This window comes from Loktanella gaetbuli (assembly GCF_020531945.1).
Classification (GTDB): Bacteria; Pseudomonadota; Alphaproteobacteria; order Rhodobacterales; family Rhodobacteraceae; genus Loktanella; species Loktanella gaetbuli.
Genome location: NZ_JAJATZ010000003.1, coordinates 49,805 through 70,528 on the forward strand (window position 1 = coordinate 49,805; position 20,724 = coordinate 70,528).

Below are 20,724 nucleotides of genomic sequence, written 5' to 3' on the forward strand. Positions count from 1 at the left end.
GTCGGTCATCCCTCGATTGTCAGGCCGGACCGGCCACAGATGTCGGTGATATGGTCAAAGCCTATTTTCGAATATTCATAGGGCGCGGCCTTGGCCGGGTCCTGTTCCGCCTCGACCACGATCCAGCCGTGGTAATTCATTTTCGCGAGCTTGTCGGTGATTGCCTGGAAATCGATGCATCCCTCGGGGTCGCCCGGCACGGAATAAACCCCGGCTGCAACCCCATCGAGAAAGCTTTTGTCCTGCGCATTCACCCAATCCAGCACCGGCTGGCGCACATCCTTGAAGTGCACGTGACTGACGCGGTGCCCCCATTTGTCCAGGACCGCCACCGGATCGGCACCCGCAAAATGCAGATGGCCCGTGTCGTAGAGCAGGGTCAGATCATCAGTGGATCCTTCCATCAGCCAGTCGATATCCTCGGCGTCCTGCACCATCGCCCCCATGTGATGATGATAGCTGAGCGTGACCCCCGTGTCGGCGGACCACTTGGCGACCTCGGACAGTTTTGCGGCATAGGCCAACACCTCGTCGCGGGACAGCTTGGGGCGCTGACTGACTGGCGTGTTCAGCATGCCCTGAATGGTGTTGGAACATTCGGCATAAACGATACAGGGCGCATTGAGTGCCGCGAATTGTTCGACCTGCTGACGGATTGCCGCCTGCTCTTCGGCCACCGTCGTGACCATCAGGTTGCCCGAACACCATCCGCCGCACAGCACGACCCCGTAGGTGTCGAGATAGGCGCGCAGGCCATCGGTGTCGGCAGGCATCCGGCGGCCACGTTCAACCCCCTTGTAGCCGATCCGGGCAGCGTCCTGCATCGCACCTTCGGTGGTGTAGTCCTTGGTCAATTCTGGCAGATCATCGTTTTGCCACGCGATCAGCGAAATACCGATTTTGACAGACATCAGTCGGCCCTTTGTTTTTTCTTGTTGGTTTCGTAGGCCGCACGCGCGGCATTCACTTCGGCACGGGTGCTGACCTCTGGCACGCCCACATCCCACCAGGTGCCCCCCGGTTCGGTGCTGGGATAGGGGTCTGTGTCAATGACGATCACATAGGGACCCTTGGCCTCTGCCCGGCGCGCCAGCGCCTGTTCCAGCTCTGCGATCGAACTGACCTTGATGCTGACGGCCCCCATCGATTCCGCGTGCTTTGCAAAGTCGATTCTGGAATTTTCACCGCCGATAGCGTGGTCCAGCAGGTTGTTGAACTCTGCCCCGCCGGTGCCCATCTGCAACCGGTTGATGCAGCCATAGCCACGATTGTCCGTGACCACGACGGTAAATGGTATCCCCATCATCGCCGCCGTCGCCATTTCGGAATTGGCCATCATGTAGGTGCCGTCACCGGTAAAACAGATCACGTCGCGGTTCGGCTCGGCCATCTTGATGCCCATGGCACCCGCGATTTCGTAGCCCATGCAGCTGAAACCGTATTCCATGTGATAGCTGCCGGGTTTGCCCGCCTTCCACAGCTTGTGCAATTCGCCCGGCATGGTCCCTGCGGCGCACATCACAACAGTCTCTGCGTGGGCGGCGCGCTGCACGGCGCCGATGACCTGCATGTCGGTGGCCAGCGCGTTGCCGTCAGGGGCGTCGGTCAGCGGATCGACCTGCGCGAACCAGTCGGACTTGAGCCCTTCGACCGCACCGGGGCAGCTGTGGCCATTCAGCAGATCCCCTAATTCCTGCAACCCGATCAGGGCGTCCGTTTGCAACGGAACTGCACCATGTTTCATCGCGTCATAGGCCGCGACGTTCAGGGAAATCAGCTTGCGCACGGGATTGGCGAACAGGCCCCATGATCCGGTGGTGAAATCCTGAAACCGGGTCCCGATCCCGATCACCACGTCAGCCTCGGCGCAGACCGTGTTCGCGGCTGCGCCACCGGTTACACCGATCGGCCCCATGTTCAGCGGATGATCCCATGGCAGCGCGGATTTGCCTGCCTGCGTTTCGGTCACCGGGATGTTGTGCGCCTCGGCAAAGGCCGCGAGCGCGTCGGTGGCACCGCTGTAATGCACACCGCCACCCGCGACAATCACGGGGCGTTTTGCACCGCGGATCAGGTCAGCGACATCCTGCAGCTCTTGCGTGTCGGGGCGCATGCGACGCTGATGCCAGACCTTTGGCTCAAAGAAACTTTCCGGGAAATCATAGGCTTCGGCCTGTACGTCCTGACAGAACGACAGACACACCGGGCCACATTCGGCCGGGTCGGTCATGACCCGGAATGCCCGTGGCAAGGCGGTCAACAACTGTTCGGGGCGCATGATACGGTCAAAATAGCGCGTCACCGGTTTGAAGATGTCGTTGACGGTCACCGTGCCGTCTGTCCAGTCCTCGACCTGCTGCAACACCGGATCGGGGCCGCGATCGGCAAAGACGTCGCCGGGGATCAGCAGAACCGGCAGACGGTTCACATGAGCAAGCGCCGCCGCCGTCACCATGTTGGCCGCCCCCGGCCCGATGGAGGACGTCACGGCCATTGCCTTGCGACGACCCGACTGCTTGGCATAGGCGATGGCGGCATGCGCCATTGTCTGTTCGTTGTGGCCGCGCCACGTCGGAAAGGTTTCCTTGGCAGCATGCAATGCCTCGCCGATCCCGGCGACGTTGCCGTGACCAAAGATCGCCCAGCAGCCTTCGACAAAGCGGTCGCCATCGGCGTTCTGCTGGGCCGCGATATAGCGCACCATGGCCTGTGCGGCCGTCAGTCGGATCGTCTTTGTCATCGGATCACTCCTCGTTCAGGCGGGCATCGGCCCGCGCCTTGTCCCAGATATTGCAAAGCCGGGTATAGCGACCGACCATCTGGGTTATTGCTGCATCGTCTGCCATCTCACCCTTGAGCCAGGCCCGTGCCGCATCACCAAAGATGGTGCGCCCCACCGCGAAACCCTTGACCAACGGTTGGCGCGCGGCAAGCGCGAAACTGGCCGCCAGTTCAGCTTCGGGCGCGTCCAGTCCCAACACAACGATACCGCGGGTCCGCGGATCGTTTCTCTCGATTGCGGCGACGGCATTGGTCCATGCCGCATCGGTCTTGAACGGCTCCAGTTTCCACCAGTCGGGATAGACGCCCGCATCGTAGAATGACTGAATCAGAACAGCGGATGTGTGGTCGTCAACGGGGCCGACCTTGGACGGGATGATTTCCAGCAGGAATTCCAGCCCATTGCGGCGCGCCGCCGTGAACAGGCGTTTGACCCGCGCAATCTGCATCTTTGATGTCTTGTCGTCATCGTCAGGGTGGCAGAACACCAGCAGTTTGACGACATTTTCACGCGCCCATTCGCGCAGATTTCCCAGGTCTTCGCCCAGTTCCGGCTCGAACGCGATAGGGCGCGATCCCGGCAGTTCGGTCGGACGACCGATCCACAGGCCTGTGCCGGACGCCTGATGCAAGGCAGACCGCCCGATCCGGTTGTCGCACAAGATGCCATAGCCCGGTTTGCCGTCCTGAACCTTCAGTGCTGCGGCAAGGCAAAGTTCCTTGAAGGCCGCGCCCTTTTCCAGCGTGTAACCCTGCATCTCTTCCAGCTGGAGCCGGTGATCAAACGCAAAGGTCTTGACCGAGGACCAGTCACCCGACCGGTTGGTGGCCCAATGGACCTGTTCCAGTTCCGCATCATTGCGCAGGTCCGGACGCTTGATCCCGCGTGCAAAGAAAAATTGCAGCTCGTCCCACGACGGATAGGCGGGCGTGCAGCCATGGCGGCTGACCGCAAAGGCACCGCAGGCGTTCGCGTATTTCAGGGCCGTTGGCCAATCCTCGCCGTCCAGCCAGCCTTTCAGCAGGCCCGACATGAAACCGTCACCAGCCCCCAGCACGTTGAACACCTCGATCGGGAAACCAGGACCTGCTGCGCCCTCATCCAGACTGTCGGGAATTTCACCGACAAAGGCCACCGCCCCATCGGCGCCCCGCTTGCACACCAGTGTGGCACCGCTGACAGCCCGGACGGCACGCAATGCTGCGATCGTATCGGTCGTCCCGCCCGCGATGTGGAATTCCTCTTCGGTGCCCACGATGAGGTCGAACAAATGCAGCGTCGATTGCAGTTTGGTCGTGACAGCATCGCTTGCGACGAAACGGTTTTCGCCGTCGCCGTGCCCGGCCACGCCCCACAGGTTCGGACGGTAATCGATATCCAATGCGGTTTGCAGACCGGCCGCGCGCGCGATGTCGAGTGCCTTGATCGTCGCGGCCTCGACCTGCGGGTGGCTTAGGTGCGTGCCTGTGGCCACGACAGCGCGGGCCGACTGGATGAACGCAGGGTCGATGTCGTCGACCGTCAGCCCCATGTCCGCACAGTTTTCACGATAGAAAATCAGCGGGAACTGTTCCTGATCTCGGATGCCCAGCAGAACCAGCGCGGTCAGACGTTCGGGGTCGACCTTGACGCCCTCGGTGTTGACGCCCTCGCGGGCCAACTGTTCAGTGACGAAACGGCCCATGTGTTCGTCACCAACGGCGGTGATCACGGCGGATTTCAGGCCTAGTCGCGCGGTGCCGCAGGCGATGTTCGTCGGACTGCCCCCGATATATTTGTCGAACGACCCCATGTCCTCCAACCGCCCGCCGATCTGCGCGCCATAGAGATCCACAGAGGATCGGCCAATCGTGATGAGATCAAGTTTCGTCATGTGACGTACCTGTTGTTCGGAAATTTCAGTGTGAGGGGCTGACAGAAATTGCCCTGTCAGCCCCTCGAACCATTCCAACGTTCCTGGGAGGACACTGAATGGTATGCGATAAATGGCGTCAGACCGTCCCGCCGAGCGAACCTTCGAGCTGGGCCAGTTCCTGGCCACCTGCCATCAGGTCCTGCAACTCTTCCGGGGTGATTTCGCCGCGTTTGGCCGTCCCCAGCGTCTTGCCCCGGTTCAGCACCGTGAACCGATCCCCGACCGCCAGCGCGTGCCGCACGTTATGGCTGATAAAGACGACGCCGACGCCCTGCTTGCGCACCTTGTCGATCGTCGCCAGCACATTGGATGTCTGGCGCACACCCAGCGCCGAGGTCGGCTCATCCAGGATCAGCACCTTGGCACCGAAATAAACCGCACGGGCAATTGCAACCGTCTGGCGTTCGCCACCCGACAGCGTGCCAACCGCCTGATCGGGTCCGCGCAGGTTGATGCCCATCTTGCGCATTTCGGTCATGGTGATGTCGTTGGCCATTTCGACGTCGAACCGCTTGAACAGACCACGTCCCTTGGTGGGTTCACGTCCCATGAAGAAGTTGCGCGCCACCGACATCAGCGGGATCATCGCAAGGTCCTGGAACACCGTGGCGATTCCGGCCTCCATTGAATCGCGCGGCGTGGCAAAGCTCATCGGCTTGCCCTCGAACAGGATCTTGCCGTGTGTGGGCTGGTGGACGCCCGACATTGTCTTGATGAATGTCGACTTGCCCGCGCCGTTGTCACCCAGCAGGCAGTGACACTCTCCGGGCCGGATGTCGAAACTGACGCCGGCCAAGGCGATGATGTTGCCAAAGTGTTTCTGGATGTCCTGCATCTGGACGATCGGTGCGACCTTGTCGTCGACTGCACCATGATGGAATTTACTGTCATCGGTCATATCAACGCTCTCCCGTGACGCGCTTGCGAATGGCATTGTTGAACAGAACCGCGATCAGCAGCATTCCGCCCAGGAATACCTGGAACCAGTCCTGGTCGAAATTCGTGTAGGTCAGGCCGATGACCACCATTCCAAAGATGATGGATCCAAAGAATGCACCGATTGCCGACCCATAGCCGCCCGTCAGCAGACAGCCCCCGATCACAGCGGCGATGATCGCCTCGAATTCCTTTTGAAAACCGCGCCGCGCGTCGGTCGATCCTGCGTCAATCACGGTGATGATTGCCACCAGCGCAGCGCAGCACGCCGTCACCATGAACAATGAAATCTTGATGCGGTTCACCGGGACACCCGAATTGGACGCAGCCGTCGTGTCGCCACCCGCAGCAAAGATCCAGTTTCCGGCAGGGGTGCGCAACAGGACATAGGTCGCGACCAGCGCCAGCACGACGAACCACAGGATCTCGACCGGGATACCCGTCACCTTGGGCGTGCCGTTACTGAATGTTTCGACCAGTCCGCGTTCAGCCAGCCATGCGAAAAATCCCGGAAATGCATCGCCGGAAAACACAGGTGCAAGCCAGTCGTTTTCGGTGGCATCACGCACGCCGCGCAGCTGCGTCGACCCGCCAGAGGCCCATTTCAGGCCCACCAGCGACAGGCCGCGCAGGATAAAGAGAAACGCCAGCGTCACGATGAATGACGGCAGACCGGACCGGATCACGATAAATCCGTTGATCGCACCGACAAAGGCAGCGAAAGCGAAAGTGATCGGGATTGCGACGATCAACGGCAGCCCCCAGACCATGACGCAGACACCAAAGAACAGACCGGCAAATGCGACCATCGACCCGATCGACAGATCAAATTCGCCACCGATCATCAGCAGGGCGGCGCCGATTGCCAAAATACCCAACTGTGCCGCCGGTGTCAGAAAGTTGATGATGCCAGAAGCCGTGAACATCGCGGAATCCGCGGTAATCACAAAGAAGATGGCGACCAGTACGACGCCTGCGATTGCGCCCAGTTCGGGCCTTTTCATCAGACGCGAAACCAGGGACTCTGCCTTGATCCGCTCATCCGTTGCTTGATTTGGTGTAGTGTCGCTCATGACGCCCTCTTCCGGATTTATCGAAGGCGGCGCAGAGGTGCGCCGCCTTCTGTTTCATGACGACGGCGCTTAGCGCAGGCCCTGTGCGGACAGTTCGATCACCTGACCGGCCTTGTCGGCGGTGACCAGATTCGGACCAGAGGCGATGTCGCCACCAGGCATCAGGCCGAACTTGGCCTGCAACGCCATGATCGCGACGCCCATGTAGCCTTGCAGATACTGCTGCTGGTCCAGTGCGAATGCCGCGTCACCGTCCACGACCGACTGGAGGAAGCCTGCGGACATATCAAAGGTCGCCACGTTCACGTCACGGCCCGATGCCTTGACGGCGGCAACCGAAGGTTCGCCCGCGGTCGATGCGCCCAGCGCCATGACGGTGTCGATCGTGTCGTCAGATGCCAGCGCAGCGGACACCTTGGACTCGATCTCGGCGGGATCATTGGTGGTCGGCAGGACTGTCACGCTACCGCCAAAACCCTCTTCGAAACCGGCGCAGCGCTGATCCAGAGAAATGTTGCCGACTTCCTGGTTGACGCAGAGTGCGTTGGTGCCGCCCATCTCGGCCAGCGCCATGCCGGCTGCAACGCCTGCGTCAAATTCGTCCTGACCGACGTGCATCGCCGCACCCAGTTCCTTGGCCTGTGCGCCACCGGCGTTGATGGTGATGACCGGGATGCCTGCGGCAATCGCACGTTCAACCGACGGCCCAAGCGCATCGGGATCGGGGAACGAAATGACCAACCCGTCCGGCTCTTCGTTCACGGCCGCGTCGATCAGCTGCGACATCAGAACCATGTCAAAGGTTTCGGGCGAATTGTAGGACACGTTCGCGCCGGTGTCGGCTGCGGCCTGATCCACGCCCGCCTTGACCACGGACCAGAACGCATCGTTGGCCTGGCCGTGGACAACGACAGCGATATCCTGGGCCATCGCGGGTGCGGCGACAGCAACTGCACCAGCAGCGATTGCGCCTTTCATGAATGTTTTCATTTGGTTTTCCTCCCTTGGATTTCCATTCGTACCGGTCAGCCCGGCCTCTTGTTCACGCGCTTTGCCTGCGCATGTCGCATCGCCCGATGTGGACGCGCGCCTCGTTTCAGGCCGCCTCCCCGCGGCCCGAATTCCCTGTGATCTCCGCCATATCGACCGGGCGACCCGTCTGTGCGGACCGCGTTGCCGCCTCTGCCATCGCCAGGGCCGCAACGCCGTCGATCAGGTTGACGGGCATGTCGGTGTCGCCCTTGACGGCCGCGACAAAGGCCGCCCATTCGGCCTTGTAGGCCGGCATGTAGCGTTCGAGGAAAAAATAGGTTGGCTTGGCGCTGCTCACCCCGGACGCCGTGGATTTGACCACGGTGTTTTCCAGCATGTTCTGCGCCTGCAACAGGCCTTCGGACCCCAGAACCTCGATCCGCTGATCGTAACCATAGACCGCGCGGCGCGAATTCTTGATCACGGCGATCCGACCGTCAGCATAGGTCAGCGTCACCACTGCCGTGTCGACATCGCCGGCCTCACCGATGGCAGGATCGACGATGGATGTGCCTGCTGCAGATACCGTCACCGGTGTCGCACCCATGATGAAATTCGCCATGTCGAAATCGTGGATCATCATATCGCGGAACAAGCCGCCGGAAACCTTGATGTAGCTGACGGGTGGCGGCGCGGGATCAAAGGATGTCAGCGACAAAAGCTCGGTCTTGCCGATTTCGCCCGCTATGATGGCAGACTTGAGCGCATTGAAACTGGGGTCAAACCGGCGATTGAAACCGATCATGATCTTGGCGGCGCGATCGCCGACATTCTCTAGGCAGGCAGTCGCACGCGCGAGGCTGAGGTCGACCGGTTTTTCACACAACACTGCCTTTCCTGCGGCGGCGGCGGCCTCGATCAGGTCGGAATGCGTATCCGTGGACGTCGCGATCAGCACTGCGTCGATGTTGCTGTCTGCGATGATTTCGTCCGAGCTGCGGACGGCGCAACCATAGGTCGCGGCAAGCGCCTGTGCATTGTCGTCAAACGCATCCGATACAGCGACCAACGCGCTGTCATGGTGCGCCGAAATTGCCTGTGCATGAACATTCCCGATGCGTCCCGCACCGAGCAAACCTACCCGCATTCTGAGATCCTCCCGATTCCCTTGCGTCATTCAAAACTAATTTTGCACCCGCGTGCAAGAAATTTTTGCACGCGCGTGCAAAAACCATCTACAATTGAAAGAATGACGATGAGCGTTCACAGTCGCTGAACATGCGCAAAGACAAAGGAGCCGTTTCGGAAATGAAGGATCAAGAAGGCTCTGTCACGGCTGACGACGTCGCCGCACTGGTTGGCGTGTCGCGCTGGACCGTGAACCGCGCCTTCAAGAAAGACGCGTCTATTTCCGCAAAATCCCGCGAAAAGGTCATGAAAGCCGCTGAAACGCTGGGCTATGTCCCGGATCTGCTGGCAACAAGCCTTGCCACCGACCGCACCAATCTGGTGGCGTTGCTCGTCGATGATTTTGCCAACCCGCACAAGCTGGTGATGATGGAACGGCTGACGCGCATCCTGCGCAAGAACGGCTATGATACGCTGTTGGTCAATACCAGCGATGAGGAGGACGCATCTGCAGCACTGCTTAACGCCAGCCAACGGCGTGTCGATGCGGCAATCCTCATCGGGGTCAGCTTTAACGACCAAAGCCTTGAGACCGCGATCGGTGCAAAGCGGGTCAAGAAACTGATTGTCTTCGCGCGCATGTCGAAAAACGAAAACACGATTTCGGTCTGCTGCGACGACCGCGCGGCGATGACGGCCATTACGGAACATGTTTTTGCGGCGGGCTATCGCAACCCGTTTTTCATTGCAGGCCCGCAGACGCAGTCCGCACACCTTCAGCGCAAGGAAATCTTCTTGTCGCAATGGGAAAAGACCACCGGCAATCGCCCCAAGTTCGCCTCTGTCGACCGCTATGACCCCAAGCTGGCCTACGATCTCGTGGTGCAACGGTTCAAAGGTGCAAAACAGGCAGATTTGCCGGATGTGCTGGTTTGTGAAAACGACGCCCTGGCGTTGGGGGCATGCGATGCGATCCGCTATGAACTGGGACTGCGCGTGCCCGAGGATATCGCGATCACGGGATTCGACGATGTGCCGCAGGCGTCCAGCCCGCAGTACGAAATCACGACCTACCGCCAGCCATTGACGGATATGGCAAACGCGCTGGTCGAAGTCCTCGAAGGCAAGAAGCGCACCAAGAAGCTGCATGCCTTTCTGGGAAGGCTGATCATCCGCAAGAGCGCGTAGGCGGATGCCTGCGATTCGCGGGAATACTGACCGCGAATTGCCAACCGAACAGGCGATATGACGCAAAGCAGATCGCCCACCAGAATGGCGGCACCAAGCGCGCTGCGCTATCCGACTTCCAAGGAGGTTTTCGTGGTGAGCCCGCAGGGGTTCGAACCCTGGACCTACTGATTAAAAGTCAGTTGCTCTACCAACTGAGCTACAGGCTCTGACCACGGGGTGCGAACTAGAATGGCAACACGAGATGGTCAACCCCCCAAAGCGGCACGGGCTGGATAAAGTTCTCGGTCAGGCGTATAGGCCCGCCCATGACACAACCGATCCCCTTCATGAAGATGCACGGCCTGGGCAACGATTTCGTCGTGATCGACGCGCGTGCAGGTCATGCCGTCGATGCTCGCCTCGCAATTGCGATGGCGGATCGGCATCGCGGAATCGGTTTTGATCAGCTGGCCGAAATCGCAGATAGCGACGCAGGTGATTTGCATCTGACATTCTGGAACAGCGACGGCAGCACCTCGGCAGCCTGCGGCAACGCAACGCGCTGTATTGCAGCCTGGCACATGGCGCTGTCCGGGCAAGACACCGTGACCATCACGACAGATCGCGGAACCTTGCGCGCCGAACGCTCGTCAGACGGCGTGTCCGTCAACATGGGCGCCCCGCTATTGGACTGGGCGGACATCCCTCTGGCGCATGACACGGATACCCTGCACCTGCCGATTGCAGGCGATCCGGTGGCGACCGGCATGGGCAATCCGCATTGCAGTTTTTTCGTGGATGACGTGTCGGCGATCGACCTCGCGGCGCGGGGTGCCGAAACGGAACATCATCCGTTGTTCCCCCAACGGACCAACGTGCAATTCGCGCAGGTCGTGGGGACGGACCATCTGCGCATGCGGGTCTGGGAACGTGGTGCCGGTGTGACGCTTGCGTCCGGTTCGTCATCCTGTGCCGTGGCCGTGGCGGCCGCGCGGCGCGGCCTGACGGGGCGCAGCGTGCGCATCGACCTGGACGGCGGCACGCTGATGGTTGACTGGCGCGCCGACGGTGTGTGGATGACCGGTCCGACCGCCCATGTATTCGACGGGGTTTGGCATGGCTGACGCACCGATCTTCTCCAACCACGGGTGCCGGTTGAACGCCTATGAAACCGCCGCCATGACCGAATTGGCCGAAGCAGCGGGCGTCACCAATGCCGTCGTCGTCAATACCTGCGCCGTGACCGCAGAGGCCGTGCGCAAGGCGCGGCAGGACATTCGCAAGCTGCGCCGTGCGCACCCGGATGCTACCCTGATCGTGACTGGCTGTGCCGCACAAACCGAACCCGAAACCTTTGCCAATATGGCCGAGGTTGATCGCGTCATCGGCAACACTGAAAAAATGGACCCGTCCACCTGGGCCGGAATGGCCCCGGACCTGATCGGCAGCACCGAACCGGTGCAGGTCGACGACATCATGTCCGTGACCGAAACCGCAGGCCATTTGATCGACGGATTCGGCACGCGCAGCCGTGCCTATGTCCAGGTCCAGAACGGTTGCGATCACCGCTGCACCTTCTGCATCATTCCATTTGGCCGCGGGAATTCGCGATCGGTCCCCGCTGGCGTCGTGGTCGACCAGATCAAGCGTCTGGTGGACCGCGGATTTCAAGAGGTGGTGCTGACCGGTGTCGACCTGACCAGCTGGGGTGCCGACCTGCCGGCGACACCGCGGCTGGGCGATCTGGTCCTGCGCATCCTCAAACTGGTGCCGAATCTACCGCGCTTGCGCATTTCGTCGATCGATTCGATCGAGGTGGACGAGGCATTGATGCAGGCGATTGCCACCGAAACGCGCTTGATGCCCCACCTGCATCTGTCGCTCCAGCATGGCGACGATTTGATCCTGAAACGCATGAAACGGCGTCATTCACGCGATGACGCAATCCGTTTCGCCCAAGACGCACGCCGCCTGCGGCCCGACATGACCTTTGGCGCAGATATCATTGCGGGGTTTCCAACCGAAACCGAAGCAGCCTTCGAGAACTCTCTCGCGCTGGTCGAGGAATGCGCACTGACGTGGCTGCACGTGTTTCCCTATTCGCCACGCCCCGGCACGCCTGCCGCCCGGATGCCGCAGGTCCGTGGCCCCGCGATCAAGGATCGGGCTGCACGCCTGCGTGCGGCAGGTGACGCCGCCGTGACCCGCCACCTGCAAGGTCAGATCGGGCAGCGCCACGCCGTCCTGATGGAAAGCCCCCGCATGGGTCGCACCGCACAATTCGCAGAGGTGCATTTCGACGCAGATCAACCCACCGGCCAGATCGTTGATGCGGTGATCAGCGGCGCGGACAAGACGCACCTGACAGCCTGACCCCTCGACAGTTAGCCATGACCGGGTGCAGTGTTGTGCCAAACCCGGAGGACCTTCATGCAACTGCTGTATTCACCTGCTTCGCCCTTTGCCCGCAAATGCCGCGTCCTGCTGCGCGAGGCGAACCTTTTGGACGCGGTCCAGGAGGTCAATGTCAGCACCACGCCTTTTGCCACCGATGCGGCCGTAGCCGCCGCCAATCCCATAGGCAAGATTCCGGCGCTGCTACGCCTTCACGGACCGGCACTTTATGACAGTCGCGTCATTACCCGTTTTCTCGATGACCACGGGAACGCCGGCCTTTATCCGCATGCCCGCCTGTGGGACACGCTGATCCTCGAGGCGACGGCTGACGGCATCATGGAGGCCGCTCTGGCGATTACCTACGAAGGCCGGATGCGACCGGACGACAAACAATGGCCTGAATGGACCGACGCACAATGGGCCAAGGTCACCCGTGCGTTGGACGCCGTCGAGGACCGCTGGATCAGCCATTTGTCCGGCCCGCTGGACATGGGCCAGATCGCGATGGCCTGCGCATTGGGATACCTGGATCTGCGGCATGATTCGCGCAAATGGCGTGCCGGACGGGACGCGCTGGCCGGTTGGCATGCCACATTCAGCGGGCGCTCGACCATGATCGACACCGCTGCGACGGCCTGACCCGCAGCAATGCGCCGCAGCCAGCATGTTTGGATAAAGTGGTCAGCGGCACTATTATTAAGCGTACGGCGAAAGCTTTCCTTAGGCGTGCGCCGCGAAACTGCAACCCCTGCGCTGGAATGTCCGCTGGACGGGCCGGGTCGTGCAAGCTAAACAGCGCCGAATTAAGCGGCGTAGTCCGCCTATTGTCTTTCGCAGAGCGGTTCACCCCGTTCACTACAACCGGAGATATCCCTTTGTCACATGCAGACGAACACCAGGGCACACGCCGCGATTTTCTATATTATGCGACGGCCGGTGCCGGCGTGGTGATCACGGGCGCAGCCGTCTGGCCCCTGGTTAACCAAATGAACCCATCCGCCGATGTGCAGGCACTCGCGTCGATCCGTGTCGATGTGTCCGGCGTCACCGAAGGTAGCCAGCTGACCGTACTGTGGCAGGGCAAGCCTGTTTTCATCCGCTACCGCACGCAGTCCGAAATCGACGCCGCGCGCGCTGTGGACCTGGCTGATCTGCCGGATCAATCCGCTGAAAACGCCAACCTGGCCGTCGGTTCCGAAGCAATCGACCAGAACCGCGCGCTGCCCAACCCCGAAGGTTCCGACGCGCCCGAGGGCGCATGGCTGGTGCAGATGGGCGTCTGTACCCACCTTGGCTGTGTGCCACTGGGTGAACAGGGTGATTTCGGCGGCTGGTTCTGCCCGTGCCACGGCAGCCACTACGACACCGCAGGCCGCATCCGCCGCGGGCCTGCGCCCACCAACTTGCCCGTGCCGGTCGCCGCATTCGTCGACCCCACGACCATCGAACTCGGTTAAAGGAGAAACAGCATGGCTGGCATCCCGCACGACCACTACGAGCCGTCATCGAACGGTGAAAAGTGGCTTCACAAGCGTCTTCCCATCCTCGGCATCGCCTATGATACGCTGATGATCCCGACGCCAAAGAACCTGAACTGGATGTGGATCTGGGGCATCGTCCTGACATTCACGCTGGTCCTGCAGATCGTGACCGGCATCGTGCTGGTCATGCACTATGTGCCGCACGTCGACATGGCGTTCGAATCCGTCGAACACATCATGCGCAACGTGAACGGCGGTCACATGATCCGCTATTTCCACTCCAACGGCGCATCGCTGTTCTTTATCGCCGTGTATCTGCACATTTTCCGCAGCCTCTACTACGGCAACTACAAGGCACCGCGCGAGGTGACGTGGATCATCGGCATGCTGATGTATCTGCTGATGATGGGCACCGCGTTCATGGGTTACGTTCTGCCCTGGGGCCAGATGTCGTTCCACGGCACGGCCGTGATCACCGGTCTGTTCGGTGCCGTGCCCTTTGTCGGTGAAGCACTGCAAACATGGTTGCTGGGTGCGTCCGCCGTCGGTCAGCCTGCGCTGAACCGCTTCTTCTCTTTGCATTACCTGATGCCCTTCATCCTGCTGGGCCTGACGATCGTGCACATCTGGGCGTTCCACACGACCGGCAACAACAACCCCACGGGTGTTGAGGTCCGCCGCACGTCCAAGGAAGACGCTGCCAAGGACACGCTGCCGTTCTGGCCCTATTTCGTGATCAAGGATCTGTTCGCGCTGGCGATCATCCTCGCGGTGTTCATGGCAATCGTCGGTTTCATGCCGAACTACCTGGGCCACCCGGACAACTACATCCCGGCGAACCCGCTGGCCACGCCGTCGCACATCGTGCCGGAATGGTATTTCCTGCCGTTCTACGCGATCCTGCGGGCCTTTACCGCAGACGTGTGGGTCGTTCAGATCGTGAACTTCCTGACCTTCGGCATCATCGACGCCAAATTCTTTGGTGTTCTGGCGATGTTCGGTGCGATCGCCGTGATGGCGCTGGCCCCCTGGCTGGACACATCGACCGTGCGTTCGGGCCGCTATCGCCCGATGTTCAAGTGGTGGTTTGCCCTGCTGGTCGTCGACTTCATCGTGCTGATGTGGGTCGGTGCACAGGCCGCGGAATTCCCGTATGACTGGATTTCGCTGATCGCCTCGACCTACTGGTTTGCCTACTTCCTGGTGATCCTGCCGCTGCTGGGCGTTCTGGAAAAACCGCTGCCCCTGCCCGAAACGATCGAGGCCGATTATGCAGCGCACTATGCCTCCAAGACCGGTGGCACGAAAACCATCGTGAACCCGGCAGAGTGAAAGACAAAGGATCTATGACAATGTTTCGCAAACTTTCACTGACAACGATGATGGCCTTGGCGCTTGGCGCCGGGGCCGCCCACGCCGCGAGCGTCGAGGTCGAAATCACCGACTACGCCTTCCCGTTCGAGGGTCCGTTCGGCTCGTATGACACCAACCAGCTTCAGCGGGGCCTCAAGGTCTACACTGAAATCTGCTCGGCCTGTCATGGTCTCGAACTGGTCGCGTTCCGCACGCTTTCGGACGAAAAAGGCCCTGCCCTGCCCGAAGAGCAGATGCGCGCCTACGCCGAAAACTTCGAAGTATTCGACCAGGCACTTGATGACGGCTTTGGTGACTTCCGCCCGGCAACACCGGCGGATCGCTATCCCGAATCGTCGTTGGCCAACGCCCCCGATCTGTCGCTGATGGCAAAATCGCGTGCTGGTTTCCACGGCCCCTACGGGACCGGCATCAGCCAGCTGATCAACGGCATGGGTGGCGCTGAATACATCGCATCGCTGCTGACCGGCTACGAAGAAGAGCCGGAATGCGCGCTGGAAATGGAAACGCCGATGGATGGCTACTATAATGTAGCCTTTGCCAACGGCGGCTTTCCCGAGGCGTGCAAGGACGATCACGGCCATCACACCGTGCCCGGCAGCTGGATCGCGATGGCACCGCCGCTGTATGGCGACGATCTGGACTATGACGACGGCACCGAAGCCACTCTGGAACAAAGCGCGCAAGACGTGGCTGCATTCCTGATGTGGACCGCAGAACCCAAGATGACGGCCCGCAAGCAGGCCGGTATGACGGGCGTTCTCTTTCTGTCGCTGTTGGCGGTACTACTGTACCTCACCAACAAGAAACTTTGGGCACCGCACAAGCCCAAGTACAAAGACGAAGCCTGATCGTTTCCCGATCATGACAAATCAAAGGCCCGCCAATCTGGCGGGCCTTTTTCATGTGCCCAGATAGGCCCGCAGCGCGGCAGGCGGATCTGCAAACAACGCGGCGGTCGACTGGGGGGGCTGCACCACACCATCGGCGACCAGAACGACCTGATCGGCCCATGCACGGGCATCCGACGGATCATGGGTAACCATCAGCACGGTACGCCCCGCCTGGACAAGCGTGCCTTGCACCAGTTCCAGCATCTCGGCCCGCAGGGCCGGTCCCAGTGCTGCGAATGCCTCGTCCAGCAGCACCACCGGCCGGTCAGCCAGCAAGACACGCGCCAGTGCCGCACGGCTTTGCTGTCCACCGGACAGTGCTGCCGGCTTGCGATGACCAAGATCACCCAGACTAACTCGTACCAGAACGTCATCAATGCGACGGGTCTCTGCCGCTGACATCCGCAGACGCGGGCCCAACGCCAGACCGACATTCTGGGCAACAGTCAGATGCGGAAACAGGTTGTTGTCCTGAAACAGCATCGTCACCGGACGGTCCCCCGGTGCGCGACCCGACAGATCGCGACCGTCCCAGGAAATCTGCCCGGCATCGGGGTCCAGAAAACCCGCAATCGCGGACAGCAAGGTCGATTTGCCGCCTCCAGACGGTCCGATCACCGCAGTCAGGCCCGGCCCGACATGCGCATCCGCAGTCAGCGTAAATTCACCTACGCGCAGGCTCACGTTGTCAAAGGTCAGCATCGACGCGCCCTCCCCGGTCGCAAATCCAGAATGCCGTCAGCGACAGCCCCAGCAACAGCAGCGCAGCACTTGCCGCGGCCTCCATCTGGTAGGCCCCCATCAGACGGTACATTGCCAGCGGCAGCGTTTCCTGCGCATCGGTGGCAAAGAGGGCGATCACACCCAGATCCCCCATCGAGAGAGCTGCAGCCAGTCCGGCGGCAAACCCCAAGGGTCGCCGCAGGCGCGGCAGCATCACGATACGCAGCGCCGCCCAGCCCGACAGACCCAGACTTTGTGACAGGCGATCATAGTTGGCACGCACGTCACGCACCGCAGGGCCAAGCACCCGCAGACCGAAAGGCAACGCCAGCACCGCGTTCACCAGCATCGTCACCGGCAACGCCACGGCAGTTGGGCTGACAAAGGCATAAACGATCACGAACAGCCCTGTCCCCATGACCAGCGCGCTGGATGCAAGCGGCAGCACGCCGACCAGATTGGCGATCCGCCCGCCCCGGAACGCCAGGGAGAGCGCCATCAGAACGCTCAGGATGGTAGACCCCGCCGCGACAGCGACGGAACGGCCTGCTGCAGCCCATATGCTGTCCGGCAATTGGCTTAGTCCCGGCAGGCCGCGCAGCACGATCATCACCAACGGCGTCACCAGAAATAGCGTCACGGCCACCAGCCAGACCCAGTCCAGCGGACTGCGATCCCATCGGGCAACCGTGCGATCCAGCCCACCGCCCAGACCGTCCAGAGGCGTGATGCGCCAGGCAATTGCAGCCGCGACAGCGCAGAGCGCGAATTGCACGGCGGCTAGCAGCGCGGCACGCCCCAGATCGAAATCAAAGCGTATCGCCTGATAGATTGCCAGTTCCACGGTCGTGGCCCGCGGCCCGCCGCCAAGGATCAACGCCACCGCGAAGCTGGTCAAGCAGATCAGGAAAATCACCAGTGCGGCCCCCGGCAGGACGCGTTGCAGCATCGGCCATTCCAGCACGCGCCACATCGGCGCATTCAGTTGCGCCGCCAGCCGGAAACGCTCGGACGGGATGTCCAGCCAGCCCTGCAGGATCAGCCGGACGGCCAATGGCAGGTTGAAAAACACATGCGCAAGGATGACACCACCCGCACCATAGATACTGACAGGTGCAACACCGATCAGGCCAAGCGCGTCGTTCGCGAGACCCCCACGACCAAACACCGCAAGTAGCCCCAGCACGGCCACGATGACCGGCAGCAGGAACGGCGCGCCCAGCAACATGACCAGTGCCGACCGGCCCCTGAACTGACGCCGGGCCAGCGCGCGCGCCACGGGAATGGCCAGCAGCACCGACACCCCGGCCGATGCCATCGCCTGCCACAGGGTGAACCGGATTGCCGCCCAATCGGCCGCAGCAAGACCACTGCCGACCTGCGCGCGCGTCGCGACGGCCACCAGCGTCCCCAGCGTCAGCACAAGGACCAGCGCGACCGACAGGCGCGCTGGCAGGCTGCGCATCACTGCGACAGCGCGTTGCGCCATGTCTCCAACGCCGTATCCCGAATTGCGGCCGCGTCCTGCGACGACAACAGCAGCCCGGTTTCCGGCACGGTCAGCGTCTCGAATCCGTCCGGCAGCGCCACGTCAGTGGCCGGATACATCCAGTTTGTTGTCGGTATCACCTCTTGGAACGCGGGCGTGGCGATGAACGCCATGAACTGATCGGCCAGTGCTGACTGATCGGTGTTCGCGACCTTGGCCGCGACTTCGACCTGCAGATAGTTGCCACCGTCAAACGCCCAGGATGTTTTCGTGGCGTCCTCTTCTGCGATCAGGTGATAGGCAGGCGAGGTCGTATAGGACAGCACTGCGTCCGCCTCGCCTTCGAGGAACAGGTTGTAGGCCTCTGTCCAGCCCGGCGTGACGGTGACGATGTTGTCGGACAACCCTTCCCAGATCGCACCGGCCTGGTCGCCATGGACCGCCTGCACCCACATCAACAGGCCCAGTCCCGGCGTCGATGACCGCGGATCCTGGACAACGATGCTCAGGTCGCTGTCGGCCAGTTCCTGAAATGACGCGACCGACGGCGTGTCGGCCTGCGCCACAAACGCGAGGTAGCCCCAGTCAAAAGGCAGGAACGTGTCGTCGTCCCATGTGATCGGCAGTGCGAAATCTGCCGTCACACCATGCGGTGCGAACAGGCCGGTTGCTGCAGCGGCAGCGGTCAGGTTCGTATCGAGGCCCAAAACGACATCCGCATCCGTGCGCGCACCCTCCAGTTGCAGCCGGGCGAGCAGGGCCGCCCCGTCGCCCGCCCCCGTAAAGACCAGATCACAGCCGCACTCTGCCTCGAACGCCTTTTCGATGGCCGGGCCAGGGCCCCATTCGGATGTGAAACTGTCGTAAGTATAAACGTTCAGGGTCGGTGTCTGGGCCAAGGCAGGGCTTGCACAGATCAGGGCCGCGACGCTTGCAAAGGTGGTTTTCATGTCATCCTCCAAAACGACGGGCGGATTTGGGGACGACGTTATGCCGGACCTTCCCTCCGCCGGTCTTAACCGGTTCAGGTTCAACGGGTCCGCTTGCGCATCTCAGCCATATGGCCCCCCGAGGTACCCAACAGCTAGCGCCGCCTGCATCAAATGAAAAGGGGCCCGCCGCATCCCCGCGTCAGCACCGGGCGTTCTGACGCATGGATCACGGCATGGCTTGCACCGACACCGATTTGACGCAAAACACGGTGTCGTCGCTGCACCAGTTGGACACAGCCTGCGCCTTGGGCTATCGCGGCGATCAGAAACGGAGCGTTGCGCATGTCATTCAACACCTTTGGTCATCTCTTTCGGTTCACCACCTGGGGCGAAAGCCATGGTCCTGCATTGGGTGCGACGATTGATGGATGCCCGCCGGGCGTGCCGCTGGATGCCGCGATGATCCAGCAATGGCTGGACAAACGCCGCCCCGGCCAGAACCGCAACACTACCCAGCGGAACGAACCCGACGCCGTCGAAATCCTGTCCGGCGTCTACGAAGGGCAGACCACCGGCACGCCCATTCAGCTGATGATCCGAAACACGGACCAGCGGTCTAAGGATTACGGCGATATCCTGAACACATTCCGCCCGGGACATGCCGACATCACTTATCACCAGAAATACGGCCTGCGCGATCCGCGTGGCGGTGGACGGTCATCCGCCCGTGAAACAGCCGCGCGTGTGGCCGCAGGCGGCGTGGCACGCGCAGCCATCGGCGCGGCGGCACCAGGCGTGCAGGTCACAGGCTACATGGTGCAGATGGGCGAAAAGAAGATCGACCGCGACCGGTTCGACTGGGACCAGATCGCACAGAACGATTTCTGGTGTCCTGACGCGCAGGCCGCTGCCGAATGGCAAGACTACCTGACCTGGCTGCGCAAGGACGACCACAATTCCGTCGGCGCGATCATCGAGGTGGTTGCCCGCGGCGTGCCGGCGGGCATCGGTGCGCCGATCTATGCGAAACTCGACACCGACCTCGCCGCCGCAATGATGAGCATCAACGCCGTCAAAGGCGTCGAAATCGGCGAGGGCATGGCCGCAGCCGCGCTGACCGGCCGCACCAACGCCGACGAAATCTTTATGGGGAATGACGGCCAGCCGGTCTATTCATCGAACCATGCGGGCGGGATTCTGGGCGGTATCAGCACGGGTCAGGATGTCGTCGTGCGGTTTGCGGTCAAGCCTACGTCGTCCATCCTGTCGCCGCGCCAGTCGATCACCATGGATGGCCAGCCGACCGAGGTGGTGACAAAGGGTCGTCACGACCCCTGTGTGGGCATCCGCGCCGTCCCTGTCGGAGAAGCGATGATGGCCTGCGTGATTCTTGACCACATCCTGCTGGATCGCGGCCAGACGGGCGGCGTGCGCGGGCGGATCGGCTGACACCTCACGA

The 20,724-nt window shown here is 61.6% G+C and carries 18 protein-coding genes, 1 tRNA gene and 1 riboswitch; of the genes, 8 read left to right on the top strand and 11 right to left on the bottom strand.

Annotated features, from left to right (window positions below; genetic code table 11):
- Positions 1–5: 5 nt before the first annotated feature.
- The 7 genes from iolE to iolG all read right to left on the bottom strand — a co-directional run bounded on the left by iolE (position 6) and on the right by iolG (position 8,825).
- Positions 6–911 (bottom strand): myo-inosose-2 dehydratase, encoded by a 906-nt coding sequence (iolE, locus tag LGQ03_RS06790; RefSeq protein ID WP_226747787.1) that lies wholly within the window; start codon positions 909–911, stop codon positions 6–8.
- Positions 911–2,740, bottom strand: coding sequence for a 3D-(3,5/4)-trihydroxycyclohexane-1,2-dione acylhydrolase (decyclizing) (gene iolD / locus LGQ03_RS06795; RefSeq protein WP_226747788.1), 1,830 nt, complete (start codon positions 2,738–2,740; stop codon positions 911–913). The genes iolE and iolD overlap by 1 nt, the downstream gene beginning before the upstream one ends.
- A 4-nt stretch (positions 2,741–2,744) precedes the next feature.
- Positions 2,745–4,655 carry a bifunctional 5-dehydro-2-deoxygluconokinase/5-dehydro-2-deoxyphosphogluconate aldolase gene (locus tag LGQ03_RS06800; protein WP_226747789.1) on the bottom strand — a complete coding sequence of 637 codons (1,911 nt, stop codon included), beginning with the start codon at positions 4,653–4,655 and terminating at the stop codon, positions 2,745–2,747.
- A 118-nt stretch (positions 4,656–4,773) separates the two neighbouring features.
- Positions 4,774–5,595 carry an ATP-binding cassette domain-containing protein gene (locus LGQ03_RS06805; protein ID WP_090158312.1) on the bottom strand — a complete coding sequence of 274 codons (822 nt, stop codon included), beginning with the start codon at positions 5,593–5,595 and terminating at the stop codon, positions 4,774–4,776.
- Between the two features lies 1 nt (position 5,596).
- The gene (locus LGQ03_RS06810) at positions 5,597–6,706 is read right to left on the bottom strand and encodes an ABC transporter permease (RefSeq protein ID WP_226747790.1); all 1,110 of its coding nucleotides are present in this window, start codon (positions 6,704–6,706) and stop codon (positions 5,597–5,599) included.
- Between the two features lie 69 nt (positions 6,707–6,775).
- On the bottom strand, positions 6,776–7,696 hold the full coding sequence (locus LGQ03_RS06815; RefSeq protein ID WP_226747791.1) for a substrate-binding domain-containing protein: 921 nt from the start codon (positions 7,694–7,696) through the stop codon (positions 6,776–6,778).
- 106 nt (positions 7,697–7,802) lie between these two features.
- Positions 7,803–8,825: an inositol 2-dehydrogenase gene (gene iolG, locus LGQ03_RS06820; RefSeq protein WP_226747792.1), complete on the bottom strand. Its 1,023-nt coding sequence runs from the start codon at positions 8,823–8,825 to the stop codon at positions 7,803–7,805.
- A gap of 161 nt (positions 8,826–8,986) precedes the next feature.
- On the opposite strand from iolG, the gene LGQ03_RS06825 reads away from it, so the two are divergent.
- Positions 8,987–9,994, top strand: a complete 1,008-nt coding sequence (locus LGQ03_RS06825; RefSeq protein ID WP_226747793.1) for a LacI family DNA-binding transcriptional regulator — start codon at positions 8,987–8,989, stop codon at positions 9,992–9,994.
- 133 nt (positions 9,995–10,127) lie between these two features.
- Here the strand turns inward: LGQ03_RS06825 and LGQ03_RS06830 are convergent.
- A tRNA-Lys gene (locus LGQ03_RS06830) sits at positions 10,128–10,203 on the bottom strand.
- A gap of 99 nt (positions 10,204–10,302) precedes the next feature.
- On the opposite strand from LGQ03_RS06830, the gene dapF reads away from it, so the two are divergent.
- The 6 genes from dapF (at position 10,303) to LGQ03_RS06860 (ending at position 16,079) form a co-directional block, all read left to right on the top strand.
- The gene (gene dapF, locus LGQ03_RS06835) at positions 10,303–11,100 is read left to right on the top strand and encodes a diaminopimelate epimerase (RefSeq protein WP_226747794.1); all 798 of its coding nucleotides are present in this window, start codon (positions 10,303–10,305) and stop codon (positions 11,098–11,100) included.
- Positions 11,093–12,349, top strand: coding sequence for a tRNA (N(6)-L-threonylcarbamoyladenosine(37)-C(2))-methylthiotransferase MtaB (gene mtaB / locus LGQ03_RS06840; RefSeq protein WP_226747795.1), 1,257 nt, complete (start codon positions 11,093–11,095; stop codon positions 12,347–12,349). The genes dapF and mtaB overlap by 8 nt, the downstream gene beginning before the upstream one ends.
- A 57-nt stretch (positions 12,350–12,406) precedes the next feature.
- Entirely contained in the window at positions 12,407–13,012 is a 606-nt protein-coding gene (locus LGQ03_RS06845) for a glutathione S-transferase family protein (protein ID WP_226747796.1), read from the top strand.
- A gap of 236 nt (positions 13,013–13,248) precedes the next feature.
- Positions 13,249–13,830 carry a ubiquinol-cytochrome c reductase iron-sulfur subunit gene (petA, locus tag LGQ03_RS06850; RefSeq protein WP_226747797.1) on the top strand — a complete coding sequence of 194 codons (582 nt, stop codon included), beginning with the start codon at positions 13,249–13,251 and terminating at the stop codon, positions 13,828–13,830.
- Between the two features lie 12 nt (positions 13,831–13,842).
- The gene (locus LGQ03_RS06855) at positions 13,843–15,186 is read left to right on the top strand and encodes a cytochrome b (protein WP_056030409.1); all 1,344 of its coding nucleotides are present in this window, start codon (positions 13,843–13,845) and stop codon (positions 15,184–15,186) included.
- A gap of 14 nt (positions 15,187–15,200) precedes the next feature.
- The gene (locus tag LGQ03_RS06860) at positions 15,201–16,079 is read left to right on the top strand and encodes a cytochrome c1 (RefSeq protein WP_319004465.1); all 879 of its coding nucleotides are present in this window, start codon (positions 15,201–15,203) and stop codon (positions 16,077–16,079) included.
- A 51-nt stretch (positions 16,080–16,130) separates the two neighbouring features.
- Here the strand turns inward: LGQ03_RS06860 and LGQ03_RS06865 are convergent, their stop codons facing one another.
- From LGQ03_RS06865 to thiB, 3 genes are read right to left on the bottom strand one after another with little or no spacing between them, the layout of a single operon-like run.
- The gene (locus tag LGQ03_RS06865; protein ID WP_226747799.1) at positions 16,131–16,823 is read right to left on the bottom strand and encodes a thiamine ABC transporter ATP-binding protein; all 693 of its coding nucleotides are present in this window, start codon (positions 16,821–16,823) and stop codon (positions 16,131–16,133) included.
- A complete protein-coding gene (locus LGQ03_RS06870) occupies positions 16,810–18,333 on the bottom strand; it encodes an ABC transporter permease family protein (RefSeq protein WP_226747800.1) in 1,524 nt (507 codons plus the stop codon). Before LGQ03_RS06870 ends, LGQ03_RS06865 begins: the two co-directional genes overlap by 14 nt.
- A complete protein-coding gene (gene thiB / locus LGQ03_RS06875) occupies positions 18,309–19,283 on the bottom strand; it encodes a thiamine ABC transporter substrate binding subunit (protein WP_226747801.1) in 975 nt (324 codons plus the stop codon). Before thiB ends, LGQ03_RS06870 begins: the two co-directional genes overlap by 25 nt.
- A gap of 34 nt (positions 19,284–19,317) precedes the next feature.
- A riboswitch (TPP riboswitch) is annotated at positions 19,318–19,414 on the bottom strand.
- Between the two features lie 193 nt (positions 19,415–19,607).
- On the opposite strand from thiB, the gene aroC reads away from it, so the two are divergent.
- Positions 19,608–20,714 (top strand): chorismate synthase, encoded by a 1,107-nt coding sequence (gene aroC / locus LGQ03_RS06880; protein ID WP_226747802.1) that lies wholly within the window; start codon positions 19,608–19,610, stop codon positions 20,712–20,714.
- The last annotated feature ends 10 nt before the right edge of the window (positions 20,715–20,724 follow it).